The organism is Cupriavidus sp. SIMBA_020 (genome assembly GCF_046535395.1).
Classification (GTDB): Bacteria; Pseudomonadota; Gammaproteobacteria; order Burkholderiales; family Burkholderiaceae; genus Cupriavidus; species Cupriavidus campinensis.
In genome coordinates this window covers 1-325 of the sequence record NZ_JAWRWU010000250.1, presented here as the reverse complement: position 1 = coordinate 325, position 325 = coordinate 1, and the positions used below count along the sequence as shown (strand labels likewise).

Here is a 325-nt window from a genome sequence, read left to right as displayed (position 1 = left end):
CGAGGTCCTGCGCATAACCGGCGTGGATCAGCCGCAGCGATTTGCCGATGCGCCCGAACTGCCCGCGCGTCGACAGCGCCTCGCGCATCGAGCTGCCTTGCGCGCCCGTGAGCACGCGGAAATACAGTTCGCGCAACAGGCTCGGCCCCAGCACGGCGGCTTCGAGCGGACGATGCAACGCTTCGAGAAACCGCAGCACGGAGGATTGCATCGCGTCGTCCATCGGCGTCGACATCATGCTTTGCGGCGGCTGCACCGGTTCGGCCGGACCCGCGCGGTCGATCTGCATCGCCAGTTCCGCGGCCAGCGTGAAGTCGAGGTGCAG

At 67.7% G+C, this 325-nt stretch carries 1 protein-coding gene; it reads right to left on the bottom strand.

Annotation, left to right across the window (positions count from 1 at the left end; translation table 11 throughout):
• Positions 1–325: AraC family transcriptional regulator (locus SB751_RS29055; RefSeq protein WP_410748915.1), on the bottom strand; the 325-nt coding region annotated here is incomplete at both ends.